Source organism: Priestia iocasae (assembly GCF_016909075.1).
Classification (GTDB): domain Bacteria; phylum Bacillota; class Bacilli; order Bacillales; family Bacillaceae_H; genus Priestia; species Priestia iocasae.
The window spans coordinates 942,921-958,668 of sequence record NZ_JAFBFC010000001.1 but is presented as its reverse complement, the minus strand read 5'-3'; the positions used below and the strand labels follow the sequence as shown (position 1 = coordinate 958,668).

General features: G+C 36.6%; 16 protein-coding genes. 5 read left to right on the top strand and 11 right to left on the bottom strand.

Annotation, left to right across the window (positions count from 1 at the left end):
- From JOC83_RS04810 to JOC83_RS04800, 3 genes are all read right to left on the bottom strand, one after another.
- Window positions 1–981 (bottom strand): NAD(P)/FAD-dependent oxidoreductase, encoded by a 981-nt coding sequence (locus JOC83_RS04810; protein ID WP_205184455.1) that lies wholly within the window; start codon window positions 979–981, stop codon window positions 1–3.
- A gap of 224 nt (window positions 982–1,205) precedes the next feature.
- On the bottom strand, window positions 1,206–2,657 hold the full coding sequence (gene aldA / locus JOC83_RS04805) for an aldehyde dehydrogenase (RefSeq protein WP_205184453.1): 1,452 nt from the start codon (window positions 2,655–2,657) through the stop codon (window positions 1,206–1,208).
- A gap of 256 nt (window positions 2,658–2,913) precedes the next feature.
- The gene (locus JOC83_RS04800) at window positions 2,914–4,455 is read right to left on the bottom strand and encodes an alpha/beta hydrolase (protein ID WP_239583303.1); all 1,542 of its coding nucleotides are present in this window, start codon (window positions 4,453–4,455) and stop codon (window positions 2,914–2,916) included.
- 185 nt (window positions 4,456–4,640) lie between these two features.
- Between JOC83_RS04800 and JOC83_RS04795 the strand changes: the two genes are divergently transcribed.
- Together JOC83_RS04795 and JOC83_RS04790 are read left to right on the top strand one after the other, a co-directional pair.
- On the top strand, window positions 4,641–4,973 hold the full coding sequence (locus JOC83_RS04795) for a hypothetical protein (protein ID WP_205184451.1): 333 nt from the start codon (window positions 4,641–4,643) through the stop codon (window positions 4,971–4,973).
- 284 nt (window positions 4,974–5,257) lie between these two features.
- A complete protein-coding gene (locus JOC83_RS04790; RefSeq protein ID WP_378912527.1) occupies window positions 5,258–5,779 on the top strand; it encodes a hypothetical protein in 522 nt (173 codons plus the stop codon).
- Between the two features lie 72 nt (window positions 5,780–5,851).
- Here JOC83_RS04790 and JOC83_RS04785 read toward each other — a convergent pair whose 3' ends face one another.
- From JOC83_RS04785 to bioF, 7 genes are all read right to left on the bottom strand, one after another.
- Window positions 5,852–6,208, bottom strand: a complete 357-nt coding sequence (locus JOC83_RS04785; RefSeq protein WP_205184449.1) for a globin family protein — start codon at window positions 6,206–6,208, stop codon at window positions 5,852–5,854.
- Window positions 6,205–6,510 (bottom strand): antibiotic biosynthesis monooxygenase family protein, encoded by a 306-nt coding sequence (locus JOC83_RS04780; RefSeq protein ID WP_205184446.1) that lies wholly within the window; start codon window positions 6,508–6,510, stop codon window positions 6,205–6,207. Before JOC83_RS04780 ends, JOC83_RS04785 begins: the two co-directional genes overlap by 4 nt.
- A 27-nt stretch (window positions 6,511–6,537) precedes the next feature.
- Window positions 6,538–7,641: an ATP-binding protein gene (locus JOC83_RS04775; RefSeq protein ID WP_205184444.1), complete on the bottom strand. Its 1,104-nt coding sequence runs from the start codon at window positions 7,639–7,641 to the stop codon at window positions 6,538–6,540.
- Window positions 7,619–8,296: a cobalamin B12-binding domain-containing protein gene (locus JOC83_RS04770; RefSeq protein ID WP_205184442.1), complete on the bottom strand. Its 678-nt coding sequence runs from the start codon at window positions 8,294–8,296 to the stop codon at window positions 7,619–7,621. The genes JOC83_RS04775 and JOC83_RS04770 overlap by 23 nt, the downstream gene beginning before the upstream one ends.
- A 203-nt stretch (window positions 8,297–8,499) precedes the next feature.
- Window positions 8,500–9,798: a globin-coupled sensor protein gene (locus JOC83_RS20140; RefSeq protein WP_205184440.1), complete on the bottom strand. Its 1,299-nt coding sequence runs from the start codon at window positions 9,796–9,798 to the stop codon at window positions 8,500–8,502.
- Window positions 9,799–10,223: 425 nt separating this feature from the next.
- Window positions 10,224–11,357 carry a histidine kinase N-terminal domain-containing protein gene (locus JOC83_RS04760; protein ID WP_205184855.1) on the bottom strand — a complete coding sequence of 378 codons (1,134 nt, stop codon included), beginning with the start codon at window positions 11,355–11,357 and terminating at the stop codon, window positions 10,224–10,226.
- Window positions 11,358–11,469: 112 nt separating this feature from the next.
- Window positions 11,470–12,645, bottom strand: a complete 1,176-nt coding sequence (gene bioF / locus JOC83_RS04755) for an 8-amino-7-oxononanoate synthase (RefSeq protein ID WP_205184437.1) — start codon at window positions 12,643–12,645, stop codon at window positions 11,470–11,472.
- Window positions 12,646–13,166: 521 nt separating this feature from the next.
- On the opposite strand from bioF, the gene JOC83_RS04750 reads away from it, so the two are divergent.
- Entirely contained in the window at window positions 13,167–13,370 is a 204-nt protein-coding gene (locus tag JOC83_RS04750) for a cold-shock protein (RefSeq protein WP_205184434.1), read from the top strand.
- A gap of 168 nt (window positions 13,371–13,538) precedes the next feature.
- Window positions 13,539–13,667, top strand: coding sequence for a hypothetical protein (locus JOC83_RS20135; protein WP_275425446.1), 129 nt, complete (start codon window positions 13,539–13,541; stop codon window positions 13,665–13,667).
- Between the two features lie 48 nt (window positions 13,668–13,715).
- On the opposite strand, the gene JOC83_RS04745 is transcribed toward JOC83_RS20135, so the two are convergent.
- Complete coding sequence (locus JOC83_RS04745; RefSeq protein WP_205184431.1) at window positions 13,716–14,111, bottom strand: DUF2750 domain-containing protein; 396 nt, start codon at window positions 14,109–14,111, stop codon at window positions 13,716–13,718.
- Window positions 14,112–14,579: 468 nt separating this feature from the next.
- Here JOC83_RS04745 and JOC83_RS04740 point away from each other — a divergent pair, with 468 nt between their 5' ends.
- Window positions 14,580–15,623 carry a class I SAM-dependent methyltransferase gene (locus JOC83_RS04740; RefSeq protein ID WP_205184427.1) on the top strand — a complete coding sequence of 348 codons (1,044 nt, stop codon included), beginning with the start codon at window positions 14,580–14,582 and terminating at the stop codon, window positions 15,621–15,623.
- Window positions 15,624–15,748: the final 125 nt, after the last annotated feature.

The window sequence follows — 15,748 nt, the reverse complement described above, 5'->3', positions numbered from 1 at the left end:
CTATCGCCTCAATTTCTGTGCAAGTTCGTTACCAACTGCCACGCCTGACAAAAAAGCACTTTCTAATCTCGTTCTCCCAGCTTGATCGTTTTTATGTAGGCAGGCATCTCCAGCTATATATACAGCTCGATGGTGAGTTACTTGAAGAAAAGGAAATGGGAGTACAGACGTTGCCTCGGCAAATCTCCATCTTTTCAATTGTGTGGCTACCATGTCATTCACTGAAAGATAAGGAGAAACAACTTTTTTTATCTTTTCCAAAATGACTTCATCTGACTCATGAAAGTGCATGCGAGACCATTGACCGGTCATGTATATACTAATAACAGGAATTTGAGAGATTCCTTTTTTCATGTGATTGACAATACGCTCTACTTCAATAGGCAATGATTGATCGAGATGCCCACTTTTAGGCAATGTACTTTCGGATTTCATTGTGATAAGCCCAACAAAGCAAGGATTAAAATGAATGGATGTTAACGACTGTAACACATCCTCATCATACATAAGACGGCTTTGTTTAAGTAATTCCATTGTCTGTGGAACAGGAGCCGTTACAATGACAGCTTTTGCATAAATATCTTTTCCTTCCTCAGATGTTAGCATGATGCCTTTTTCTGTTTCTTCGATCTTCTTAATTTTTGTTTGAAGCATCACATCTAGACCCTCTCCTAGTTGCTTCGCAAGTGCATTCATTCCACCTATTCCTTTATAGCGAGGATACGGATCACCAAACCATCGTTCCACCCAATTATTCTCAATCCACTTTTGTACATGCTGTTGAAACCATTCACTTCTCACTGTAAAAAACTGCGCACCATGATCGGCTCTTCCTTCTCCTACCCTTCTCGTCGCCATTCTCCCTCCAACGCTACGGCTTTTTTCTACAATGACGACTGAATGAATTCCTTGCTCTTTTAACGTACGAGCAGCCATTATGCCACTCATTCCACCACCTACAATGACAACATCAAACGCCATTTTTACCACTCCTTTTGTTTAGTATATCTCTCAATACTAGATCTTTCCTGATTCAGTGTGCTTTCTTTTTGCACAGAAAAGTAAAAACGAATATAGTAAAAGAAAGAACTTTGGGCTGATAGTAAAGCCGATATGATTTCCCAGCTCACTTAAAACGATAAAAATCCTGCCATGCTATCCACTGGATATCGAGGCAGGATTTTTTTACTGGCTTTATAATACGGTTAGTTCTGATTTTCGTTATATTCTAGATACACGACTTGTGTTACTAAATAGTCTTCCATTCCATGTTTACCATCTGCACCACCAAGCCCTGATTGGCGAAGACCAGCATGATACCCTTGGATTGCTTCAAAGTTTTCACGATTGATAAAGGTTTCACCAAATTGAAGCTCATTTGCTGCACGCATCGCCTCATGCAGATTTTCGGTATAAATGGATGATGATAAACCATACTTGGAATCATTCGCAAATACTAACGCCTCGTCTAAATCTGTATACGTCATAATCGGAAGAACAGGTCCAAAAATTTCCTCTTGTATAATTTCCATTTCTTGCGTCACATTTACAAGAACCGTTGGCTCATAGAAGTAGCCTTTTTGATCGTTTACTTGCTTCCCACCCGTTAACACTTTTGCACCTTGTTCAACAGCTTTTTGTACCATTTCATCCACTGCTTTTAAGCGTTCTTCACTTACAAGTGGACCCATGTCCACATCTCGTTGTTCAAGTGGATTTCCTACTTTTGTTTCTTTCATGGCGTTTACCATTTTTTCAATGAATGCCTCGGCGACACTTTCATGGACATAGACACGCTCTGCGTTCGTACAAGCTTGTCCAGAGTTTGTAATGCGGGATGTTTTAATACTTTTAACAGCAACATCCAAATCGGCATTCTTTGTCACAATGGCTGGTGCTTTTCCACCGAGTTCCAAGTTTACTTTCGTAATATTTTTTGCCGCTGCTTCCATTACTTTTGAACCTGCTGGTATACTCCCTGTCATTGTCACCATGGCTACTTTCGGATTGGACGCCATCGCATGACCAATCGTTGAGCCCTTTCCAGTAATAAAGTTGTAAACACCCTTTGGAATCTCTTTCATTCCATCGATAATCTTAGTAAACTCAGCCGCTGTATTGGGTGTTTGTTGACTCGGCTTCAGTACGATTGTACATCCTGTCACAAGGGCAGTAGCCACTTTGCGCGCTAAGATAAAAACTGGAAAATTCCATGGTACAATCCCTGCAACTACACCAATCGGTCTGCGATAAATAAAAATATTTTCATTCGTGCGGTCGCTCGGTACAATTTCTCCTTCAATACGACGAGCCCATTCTGACATATAGTAAAAGTAATCAACTGCTGTCTCAACTTCACCACTGGCTTGTTCATAACTTTTCCCTTGCTCTTCCATAAGCAACTCAATGAACGTGTCACGACGATTGTTCAGTTCATCTCCAATCCTACGGACTACTTTTCCACGCTCGACTGCGGGTATTTTTCTCCACTCCTTCTGTGCCTCATATGCTGCATCAATGGCTTTATTTGCATCCTCTTCTGTGCCGTCTGGAATACGTGAAATGACCTCTTCTGTAGATGGATTCATGACATCAATGGTCTCTTGAGAAGTAGAAGATACATATTCTCCGTTGATATAAAGTTTATGTGTATACATGTTAGCATCCTCCTATGATATGTAGTGTATTGCTACATCTTTTCCACTTCCTCTTTGGATTTAAACATTTAAAACTGCTTTTAGAAGGGGATAAGACAAAAAGCCCAGTAACATTAATGGATAGAGAGTCAAGGGATTTTGCATATCAATTTTTTTCTTCGTATTACTCACTTATGTCCTAGTCTCTCTTTTCATTATTAGACGATTCAAAATAAGAAAGAGCTCACAAGCGACTCTCTTACTTGTGAGCTCTTTCTTATTCAATCGATTTCGGCGGTACTTCATTTCCTGTTTTAATATCAATAACATTTGTATTAACTGTTGGTGTTGGAATGGTCTGGCTCTTTGGTGGGTTTTGTTTGTTTTCTACCCAATCTACTAATAAATCAAATGATTGATGTGCATATGGAAGTAGCGGCTGCACTTCTCTAGCTGGGTCAGTTGCAGGATTCCATACTAAACTATCAACATGATTGCCCTTCTCTATCATATACATTCGATGAAGGTTTTGTTTACCAGCCTTCTTTACAAGCTTTTCATAAGGTTTGGCATGAACATCTGGAAAAATAAGCGCATCCCACTCTCCAGTGAAGCTAATGAGTGGAACGTTAATATCTCCTGTATTCTCAATGGATTTCACGTGTTCTCTTACCTTTTTTGGTCGTGAGAAATAATCATATTTTCTAAAGATAGAATCATAAGATCGGTCACGCACTCCACTTGATGTAAAGTTTAAATACTGTTGCCATGGTATTCGTTTCGGAGCTTTCGAATCAAATTCATCACGATAAATATTTAACGAAACAAACCAATATACTTGATCGTGATAAGCCCATAGTTTTTCTGATCCTTTAGGCAAACCCGCCCTATATAATGCTGACATTGCTTTTTCTTTTTGCTCTCCTGTTCCGTAAAGAGCCTCTTGTGCATGATTGACAACTGGTGTAAGGGATGAAATCAGGTTTGGCTCATTTGCTCGCCATAATACACCTTCCCAATCAACTCCACCATCGAACAACGCAGGCTCTCCTGTCTTTTTAGGAGAATCATTCTCGAGTGCATAACGCACAACATAGCCACCGTTTGAAATACCAATTGCATACGTTGGAACTTTATGATCCTTTGTAATGAGTTTACTAGCAGGATTCTTTTTGTCTTTTGCTAAAATTAATCGCTCTTTATAATTTTCTTCTAAATAGCGGTGCGCAGCTTTTGTTACTTGTCTAAATCTCATGTGCCATTCTGCAAGGCTATCTTCTTCTGCTACGAGCGCATTTTTCACTTTAGCCAACGGATCGTTTGGATCTTCTTCTCCTTGTGTTCCTTTATCAATTGCTGCAAATGCATAGCCTTTTGCTAACACAAAATCGCTAAATAACAAATCAGTCGCTGTTTCATTGCGTGTCGCTGGAATGCCAGCGACAACTAGCTTTCCATTCCAATTATCAGGTACACGAATCACAAATTTCGCATCGTCAAACATACCGTTTACTTGCACACCTGTTACTTCTGCAGGCTTGTACATTTGATACCAGCCTGTTCCATCTTTTGAATCGCCCCATAAATAAGGCGCTAACCCGATGTTTCCATACACAGTGGCTGCTTCATATTGCTTTTGATTTTTCGTTGTTAACCAATTGCCTTGTTCACCATTAAATTTCGTTACTTTCACACTATGCGCCCCCTGTATAACCGGTGAATAAGCTGCATGCGCCTCATGTTGTAATAAGCTTACTGCTGGACTTGAAAAGAGCAATGCTGATGCCGTAGTCAATGCTACGAATGACCGCTTTACCATTCTTTTTTCACACCTTTTTTGTAAGCGTTATCAACTATATGATACAAGTAAAATATTACCAGATTTACTCTCGGATACACAATCGTTATTAAGACCTATCTCTATTATTTTTTGAAATTTACTAGTCTAATGTATTACGAGAGTGACTATACTAGTAAAAAGAAGATCTTGTGAGGTGAGCGATAATGATGTTGTATGATTTAAACAATAAACTTTATTACAAAGTGATTAATACCTCTCGACCAAAAATGGCTCTCACACATCAAGGACGAACGTGGGGATATGTCCCAAAACAAGTAAATGGAAAAACGGCTAAGTTTTGGCTCGATTATACATGGGGGCGCTATATGTATTTTCAATATGACGAAAAGTGGTATCGCGTTCAATATTTACAATCTAATTATCGCAAGAAAAATGGTGATGTGTTTAACGGTGTTCTTATTAATCTTATTGTAGATGGACAAGAGTTAAAGCTTGTTCGTGGAAATATCGAAAAAGCGAGGAAGTTAGCACTTTAGTATGAGAATGGTCTCGTGCTTTATTTAGAATGTTTGACAACTTTTTTTTGCTTTGTTACGATTAAAAACGTTGTGAAAAAAGTCAGGGCTCTGCTCAATGATTGAAAATAATGGGAAAGAAACGTTGCTAGCGTCTAGTTACCCTAGCTTGTGTCTTTCCCTTTTATTTTGTCATTGAACGATGATTTTAGTAAAACATAGAAAAACTTTACGAGTAAACAATCATATACCCTGCCTCCTAGTTGCGGAGTAATAAAGCCAAAAACGAAAGGAAGGCGTATTCGATGTTCATGAGTCAAGTAAGAACAAAAGAAGAAGAAACGAATCGCGAAGAGTTACAAGAAAATCTCGAAGACTTAGAATTTCAAGTATTTCGCATGCAAGATAACTTGAAGGAAATTGCAAAAAAATGGGATGTCATTGGCATTGAACAATCAAAAGAAGATCGCTGGGTCATTGTGTACGCTGATGAAACACAAGATATGTGCAAAATCATGCTAACGGATTGTGATTCTTCATTTAGAGGTCAATGGGATTTTTCCATTCATGCGACGTATCAAGATGATCATTCCATTCATATCGGAGACATTAAAGGTCCTGCTAATAAAGGATACGGATCTATTTGTATGGATTATTTAAAGGAGGTAGCGCTCAAGCATAACGTTCCATGTATTAAAGGAGACCTTGCAGAGCGTGATTGGGATCATTTAAATCGTCTACTTCACTTTTATGAAAAGCACGATTTTGAAATCGATGTAGATTATGAAGAAAAATGTGGCGAAATTAAATGGTACCCACATAATTAATAACAGACAAAAAAGGCTTGTCCATTCTCTTCTATTATTCACAAGAGAACAGACAAGCCTTACTCATGTTTATTATCGGTTTTTGAGAATGGCAATTCCTTCGTTAAGATAATGAATAAACGCTTCTCTTTCGGGATTCGAAATATATTTCGGTACGACACGCTGGATACGCTCAAAGTTATCAATTAAATGACGCGTTTCCATTCCATGACGAACAAGTATACCATTTAGCCAAAGCGCATAATCCGTAAAAAATTGACTATTGCCACCAAGTGCATACGTTGTTTCTAAATGTTTCATATGATGAACATTGTCTTCAAAACATTTTTTCTTTCCTTGTTCCCCATAGCGGTTGATTAAATCTGGGTACGCTTCATAAATCTCTTGAACGACTTCATCCAATAATTCTTTGTAGATAGAATTTATCATTCTGCCACAACCTTAAACTTTTGAATAGACGGAATGATTGAAGCTAGTTCTTGATCGGGATATTTTTTTTCTAATTCATGAATTCGTCGATAGTCTTCACTTTGTACCCATGTGAGGAAGTCATCTTTTGTCTCCCATTCCATATGTACCGTTAATTCACCGTTTTTCTTTTCATTCTGTAACAACAAAAAGCGGATAAATCCTTTAGCAGCATCAACCAAACCTGATCGATTATGATAGATAGAAATGACTTCGTCTGCTTTTTCAGTTGGAACTGAAAAAGTTGAGTGTACAATATACATGTTGTACTCCCTTTCCATGTTTGCTACTTATAATGGTAGCGTAATTTTGAATATAGAGCCTTTACCAACATGACTTTCTACTTCAATTTTCCCATCATGTGCTTCGATAATTTTGTGGCAAACCGAAAGTCCAATTCCTGTCCCTTTTTCTTTTGTTGTAAAAAACGGCATAAACAGCTTTTGAATAACTTTCTCATCCATTCCTTTTCCATTATCTTGAATGTAAATTTCAATATAGCGGTCACACTGAAATGTATAAAGGAAAACTTGTCCATTTTGTTTATTACTGCTTTCTAATATGGCATCAATTGCGTTTTTTATGACATTTAATAATACTTGCTTCACTTGTTTTACATCAATGTTGATAAGAACATCATGTTTGGTTGCCTTGTATGAAAGAACACAATTATTCATAGTCGCTTCCCCTTCATACAGTAACACTATATCATTTATTATCTTTGAAAGGGAAATGGTTTGTTTAATAGGTGGAGATGGTTTAGATGCATTCAAAAATTCATAGATGATGTCATTGGCGCGGTTGATCTCATCGATTGCAATGTCTGCATATTCTTCTTTTCCAATTGCTACTAGGTGCGGTTTTAATAGTTGAATAAATCCTTTTACTGTAGTAAGGGGGTTACGAATTTCATGAGCGATACTAGCTGCTAATTTACCTACTGTTGCTAAATTATCATTCTTAATCGCCGCTTCTCTAATCTCTTGCAATGCCTTTTCTAATTCTGCTTTTTTTTCTACTAACAGCATATTGCTATTCATTAAATCTAGCTCTAACGTCCTCATTACGTTTTGAATTTCTCGTAAATCATCATCTTTGTTAATACAAAATAAGTGAATATGATCTTGCTCATATTGTGTATATACATCAAATAATGAATATGGATTTGATTTTGTCCGCAAATTCAACTCTATTTTATAGAGAGAAGGCGTTTCCAATAAAAACTTTCTCGCTTTTCGTTGACTACCTATATCGATCAAATCTAAAAAATGTTCTACTTCATAAAATTGTTTTAACGTATGTTTCGATACAGAAAGGATATCTAGGTTTCTATCAAGTAAAAAGTATGAAAATGGTATGGTTTCATACCGGTTAAAAACTGCTTGCATCTCCATGCTCATCATCCCTTATATAATTAATCCAATTATGAACCTCTTTTAAATTTTGAAAAACAAGCGTATTGTCCGTGCAATATTCTTTCAAATTATAGATTCTCGCCAACCTACCTCCAACAAGAATAGTAGGTTTAAAGCTGAGCTGTTGAAGCTCATTTGTATAGTTGATGATTGAAGGTAGATGATAGGCAATACTTACTGACATACCAATGACATCCGGTTGCCATTTTCGAGCAAAGGATAATGCATCTTCGAGAGGTAAGCTCGCTCCCAGTAGTCGTACATCCCAATTGCTTTCCTTAAATATATTCGACACCATCTGTATACCCAAATCATGTTTTTCTTCGTCCACACAGAAAAACATTGCTTTGTTCTTCACTTTTAACCTTTCTTGATCAAGGTGACTCTTTTTTTTGGCCGCTACATAGTTTGAAGCGATATATTTACAAACATTTGAAGCAATGTGTTCATCAGCTACGGTAATTTGATTTTCTTCCCACAGCTCTCCTATATGGTACATCGTTTCAGTTAAAAGCTCTTCATAAACTTCCATACTAGGTACTTCTTTTTCAATCCATTGCTCCATTATAGTTAGAGACTCTTCTACTTTCCCTTTAAGAAATAACTCTGCTAATTGTTTCACTGCTACTCTCATATGCTATCACCAACTAGTTTTTTTGGAGATACCTCCTCGCTACTTCGCTAAAGAATAGAAGTAACATCTTTTATTCTATCTTTTTTCAAGTCAAGTTTAAAGGGTTGAAGGTCATTTATTCTTAAAAGCATTTCATCGTAAAGGTTATTGCGCTGTTAAACACAAAGAAAAACGACAGATTTTTTCTGTCGTTTTCCATTAAATTAGCTCATATTTGCTGTTTCATTTAAATACTCTGCTGACTTTGCCACACCTGATGTAGACTGTCCAATCTCTTCAATAGTTTTCACAAGATGATGAACTTGTTCTTTTACAGCCATTGCTTTTTTCACACTCGTATGAATCGAGCTAGAAATATTTGAGAACGCTTCACTCGTCTGCTTTGATGTTTGATCTCCCATTATAACCGTTTCATTCACTTTATTTAATGCATTAAATACGTATTCCGTATACTGATTTGAATTATTAACAAGCTCTTGAATCTCTCCTACAGACTTTTTCGTTTGCTCTGCTAATTTACGAACTTCATCTGACACTACTGCAAATCCTCGACCATGCTCACCAGCTCTCGCTGCCTCAATTGCTGAGTTTAAGGCAAGTAAATTTGTTTGATCAGCAATATCTTGTACAATTTTAATAACAGAGGTAATTTGTGAAGAAGCTTTCGATAGCTTTTCAACAGAATCATTCATGTTTTTTGTATTTGAACCAATGGTTTGAATATTATCAATTAACTGGTTCATGTAACTTTGGCCTTCTTCGGTAAATGATTGCGCGCTTCCTAATTCTTCATTGTTCTCAACCACCATCGTATTCATCTTACTACTATTATGAATAAGTGTTTCAACTGCTGCATTTGTTTGTTGTGACAATGCAACGAGTTCTGCACTAATGTCTAAAATACGCCCCCTTACTTCCTGACGAATCAATTCATACTGCTGTTCTTGGTGACTTCGATATTCAATTTCATATGCTTCTAGCACCATTTGCTGTTCAAGACTAAGGAGCTTTGTAGCTGCTTGGATAAACGATTTTGCTTCTTCTTTGATTGGTATACGCTGAAAAACTAGTTCAAATAAAGAATGCTGAATGTTTTGAAAAGCCCCCATATACCAAGCTGGCTTAAGACCAATTCGATAATGTGCCTTCGCTACTCGAAGTCGCTTTTGAAGAAATGTTTCATCAATTTCTCCACTAAATAGTTCAAGAAGATGCTGGCTTAACGTATGTTTCAAATGGTCAACGCGTGTGTATGTATGAATCATTTGTTCAAGTTGAGGAATTTGGAGAACCGTTTGATAAAAAGAGTCTACTAACAAAGAAATATGTTCATTGATTAGGGGTTGAAGATACTTGATTAACTGTAAATCACGTTCTGTAAGATTCACCATTTGAATTTTTTCACTCACGTTTTGTTCATTCACTTGAATAGACACGTTCATTCTTTTTGCTTCTTCAACCCAAGACTTCTTTTCTTCTCTTATTCGCCAAGATAAAACCATTTTGATTCCTCCTATATGTGTTGCTTTTAGTATAAAAAGCTGTTTTTATAATCTTTTTTCATTTAATAAAGAGTAGCTGATTTTCGCCCCAATCAGCTGAAACATTTTTTGCTAAAAAATCTATCTAATCATTACACCTTTTTTGAAAAACTTATAAAAAGAGCACGTAAAGTCGCTATCAATATAATTCTTTTTACCCACTAAAACAATTTTAAACACTCTATCTTTTATTAGTTTATAAGATATAAGCGCAACATTCTGTGACTTTAATCATATCAAACACACTCTCTAATCACGTTTAATCATACTATAGTAATAGTTCGCAACATAAAAAAGTGTATCACTATGGACTAAGGCAATCCATTTGATACACTTTATAAAATGGTTTTTCTTCATCGAAAAATTCATATGACACCCTCTTCCATTCAGTAAGCGAGCTTTCTTTCACTTTCAAATGTTTTGGGTAGGTAAATATGAAAAGTCGTTAACTCTTCATCTGATGAGCATGTGATGGTCCCACCATGCTTTTCAATAATTTGCTTACATACATATAATCCAATTCCCGTACCTAATTCCTTCGTTGTGTAAAAAGGTTCAAAGATGACACTGATTTTATCAGGCGGAATTTGAGGACCATTATTTGTTAATTGAATAACAATACAAGCTTCCTGCTCTTTTACATCAATACAAATTTGCCTTGGCTTTTCCTTTTGCCTAAGAGCATCAATTGAATTTAAAATTAAATTAATAAACACTTGCTTTAACTCTTCTTTACTCGCAATAGCTTGACATTCTTTTTCAATATCTGTGATTACATCTACATAGTCGTCTACCATTGTGGGATAAATAAAGTCAAGAATTTCTTGAAAGAGTTTCGCAAAGGACACCTCTTCTTTTCCTTTATCAACAATTTGTTGCTTAGACGTATGAAGAAACTGTGTAATTCGATATTTAAGCTGATCTAGCTCATAGTCGATAATATCAATATATCGCAAATTAGGATTTTCATCCTTTAATAATTTTATAAACCCCATAACAGCCGTTAATGGATTCCGAAACTCATGTACAAAGCTTGATGACATTTGTCCTAAAAGCGAAAGGCGATCTTTATGGGTTTGACTAATAAATTGATTCTTCTCTTGAATCTCTTGATCTTTTAATTCCGTATACTTCGTTACTGCGTGGAATGAAAATCGATTAAATAATGAATTAATATCATCCACAACTAGCTGTAACTCGTTAATTGGCAGGCCAGATTGATTAATATGTTTAACTATGAGACTGCGCCCTAGATTAACATTGTATACAAAGTCGCCAATGTTAATGTTTGCTTTGACACGTTCATTTGCAACTTTAAAAGCTAGACTTTTAATCTCATCTTCCGTTAACGGACTTTGAATATGCTTTCGAACTAACTTATACATCGCTAAACCATTACTCGCCACTTCATCCACAAATAAATCATTATTTGATATATAGATATTTTCTCTCCAGAAATTTAGAAAATGAGACGTATTATTATCAAGAAACTCCGTTAATCTTTCAGAGGATGATATCAACATATTCACCACTTTCACAGATTATCTTTACTATCTATCATATTGTATTTACGTATAAAGTGAAAGAGTCTCATAGGATGAGTCTTCTTCCTGTTGTTCATCCTGCTTGTTATCAAGAAAAGATAATTAGCTCTTGTGCAACTTTATTCATAACACGAGCAATTGTTTCCACCTGTTCCATAGAGTGTTGAGCAGTTAAACAAATACGAATACGACTTTTACCTACTGGAACCGTTGGCGGTCGAATAGCAGGTGCAAAAATGTTCTCTTCTTGTAATCGCTGTGCAAAAACTAAGGTCCGATCAGCATCACCAATCAAAACTGGAATGATTGGTGTGACATCACCCATGACATGAAAGCCAATTTCCTTTAAACGAGCTCTCAAATGTGCCGAGAGATGCAACAAATGATGGCGACGCTCCTTTCCTTCCTCGCTTTCGAGGATGTCGATACTTCTCAATGTGGCAGCTGCCACGGCTGGTGACATGGCCGTTTGAAAAATGAACGACCTCGATACATTTCTTAATAAATCGATGAGAGTCTGAGAGCCAACCACATATCCTCCTTCTGTTCCTAGTCCTTTACTCAGTGTGCCGATATAAACATCTGGACTTACGCCAAGGTAATCACATGTTCCACGCCCATTTGTTCCTAATACACCCGTTCCATGAGCATCATCGACAATGAGATATGCATCGTATGCTTTTGCTAATCGCTTGAATTCTATTAGAGGGGCAATATTTCCATCCATGCTAAAAACCGCATCTGTCACAATAAAGCGGCGACGAAAGTGAGCTGATTGCTGAAGGCGTGATTCGAGGTCTACTAAATTTACATGAGAATAAATGCTTTTTTCAGCTCGGCTTAACCGACAACCGTCAATAATGCTTGCATGATTTAATTCATCACTAAAAATAATATCTCCTTTTTGAGCAAGGCTCGACAATACGCCAATATTCGCCAAATAACCACTCGAATAAATAATTGCCGCTTCTGCTTGTTTAAAAGACGCTAATCTTCTCTCTAGTTGTTCGTGAATGGCTGTATTTCCTGTAATTAATCGAGAACCAGTACTACCTACTCCATATTTTCGCATAGCCTCAGTAGCTGCTTCAATTAAACGTTCATCGGCAGCAAGTCCAAGATAATTGTTTGAGGCACAGATTAGCTTTTCTGTTCCATTTAATATTCCGGTTGACTTAGGTGCCGATTCCATCGTACGTAACGTTCGATATAGCTCTTTTCTCTTAATTTCAGCTAGTTGATGATCCATCCACCTTGTATCCATCTAATCTCCCCTTTGCTTCGCTATCTAGAATTATACATAACATTCTGAAAAAAACATACTTGAAAAAGAGAAGACCTTGTTTGAACCGTATTAAGTCAACTTTTTTCAAGGCTGGTTGCATAGATTTCGGATTCTTAACAACATAGGGCATTTTTAAGAGACGCTGGTAACTTTTTAGTAAAAGCAGAAGATTAGCCTAGATAACAGTTTCACTTTTATCACTCTATACGAAGTCAAGAGTCCTTGAAGCTAGAAATAGAGAGGATTTTTCACATTTTATTGGAATAAAAGAAGAAAGAAGGAGTCAAAATATGGATAACCTACTCTTTAAAAGGTCCATTTCTTTTTTAGCGCTTTGCTATTTTAAATTTTATATGCTATAATCAAGTTAATTATTTTTGTTCGGTGTAACATGGATAGAAACGAATTATCTTTAACAGGAAATTTTTATCTTGAAATAGTATGTTTGGGCAAGGGTAGTAATACAATGTGGTTTCATCCACAACAGGAGGAAAAGTAATATGGCACAAGGTACAGTAAAATGGTTTAATGCAGACAAAGGTTTCGGATTCATCGAGGTAGAAGGCGGAGAAGATGTATTCGTACACTTCAGCGCAATCCAAGGCGATGGCTTTAAATCTTTAGAAGAAGGCCAAAAAGTATCATTTGACATCGAGCAAGGTCAACGTGGACCTCAAGCTGCTAACGTTGTTAAAGAAGGTTAATTAAACGAAGTAGTTAAAAAGACTCTCTCCGAGAGTCTTTTTTTATTATATATTTTAGATAGTAATTAGCAACGCGTTCTTTGACGTATAATAAAGATAGATAAGGTATACCGACACCATTAAAGGACGGACAACTACTTCTATACAAAGGAAGGGTGGTGATTGATCGTGAAGAATCGAGATAAAAATCGAAAGAAACGACGCGACTCTCTAAAAGACTACCTAAAGAACAAGCTTAAAAATTGGCAACCTAAAACAACGAAGGGTCCTGTATCAAATGTCAAAACATCTGCATAACAAATAAAAAGCCTCGAATTAATGCATTCGAGGCTTTTTTTATTCTTATTAGTGAAGAAGCTGATTTTTAGATAACTCCCAGTTTAAATCAAATAGCAATTGATCAACATCAATAATTGCTGTATCACGACCATTCCAAAAAACTGAAGAGGGTACACCCTGCTTTTTCATATCTAACAACACTTTATCCATAAATTGCTCTAACGAAATAGATATGACTTTACAATCCTCCATATTTCCTTCTAAACAGCGCTGGGCGGATTCTTTAAACGGCCAAACAGGAACAACAAGTTTATTTTCTTCATCTCCAGCCAGTTTAATTTGATTATTGCTGTCTAGTACGACCCACACTTCACGAGATTTTGTCACCCGCTGAATGAAATAATCGTATCGAGCATTCGCAGGAGCCATTACAAATTGCTGAAATTCATTTTGTTCCAACATCTTGTATCCTCCTTAGCTATAAAGAAGTTATTTTTTTGAATTGTTAGTTTATTATATCTATCTTATGAGAAGATGTATATCTTTATTGTCCTTTTTTTCCACTTAAAATCTTTTCTTAAACTTCTTTATAGAATATTGCTCGTCCTTTTCCTCAAATATCTGTGATTATCTTGTTAAATGAACGAGTGTAAAATTTTCCGTTATACCAAGATACGTTTCAACATGTCATGTTCATTCTCCCCCACAATTGCTTCTGGACTATCCAGTTATCATTCTCACTGACTTTATGATTTTTTCATACTCGTTCACTTTATTAAAAAATGTATTACATCAACTACTTCCATTACCTATAAAAAGGAATTAATCATTCTCTATGGAATATTAATGTAAGCGGTAACAAATTAATTCAAAGAAGAACAAAAATAATTAACAAGCATAACAAGTTAGACATGTAAGGAGGAAGTAAAAATGTCAGTTGTGCAGCATGCAAAAGCCTATACAGAACATGACTTCGGTAAGACAGAGCTAACACCTGCTTATCGAATTGATTTACGAGATCCGACGCTTTCAAATGAAAACATTGATAAGTTTATTAACGCCAACCTCGTCTCTGATTGGTCTCAGCTTACATGGAAACAAGTAAAAAAACCTTATATTGTAAAAACAGAAGCTGCATCAAAGCAACAATGGGAAAGCGAACACGGAACGATGTCCGTTAAACAGTCATGGGAGTTTTTTAACCGCTCCTTTCATGAATGGTTCGTTAAAGATGTACCAACTGAATTAGTTCAATCTAAACAGCAACTTTGGCGCTATTTATCTCGCTTTGAAATAAGTGAAGTAAAAAAAGCGCTTGGTGAAACTCTTCGTCTCTCTCTATGGAACTATGCACACCGCATTGAAGATGGCGTATGGGACCCAAGAGGTAAACGTGCGCTATTTGATGGATTAGATGTACACAAACCTCGAATTTTATTTTTAGGCGCAGCAGAAGGCTATGAAGCCATGCAGCTACATGCCATGTATCCTGGTGGTGAAGTGGTTCTCGTTGATTATGATGAGTTTTGCAAAACAGACCGATTTGGACATTTCCCTGACAGCTATCCGTTTTTAGGAAGCAACCCGGCGACAGGTCAAGCAAAAGTCTGGTACAAAAATCAAATGAATATCCACTATGTCGTGGATGACATTCGTAACTTACCATTTGGAAAAGAATTTGATATTGTCTTAAGTGTCGGACTTCTTGAACATTTTCCCGATGAACATAAACACGAAGCACTAAACTGGCACCGAAAGTTTTTAAAACCAGGTGGTTATGCGATTATGACGACACCTCGTCATCAGCTAAAATCGGTTCTTTTTTACAAAATTATGGCCGACGTCATGAATCACACGTATCGTGAACTGATGGATATTCGTCAGATGGGCTTGTACGTATATGAAGGTGGGTTTGACATTTTACGCCACGGTTTTATTAAAGTGCATAACGGCATTGTCGCAAAACCTCGTTAATACCCAAAACACCTTCTCGCACGATTAAGAAGGTGTTCTTTTACTGTTACATCTACTGAACATGTAATCACGTGGCTTTTGACAACATGAAGTCACACTTTCAAGCCATGCTTTTTAAGCAAACA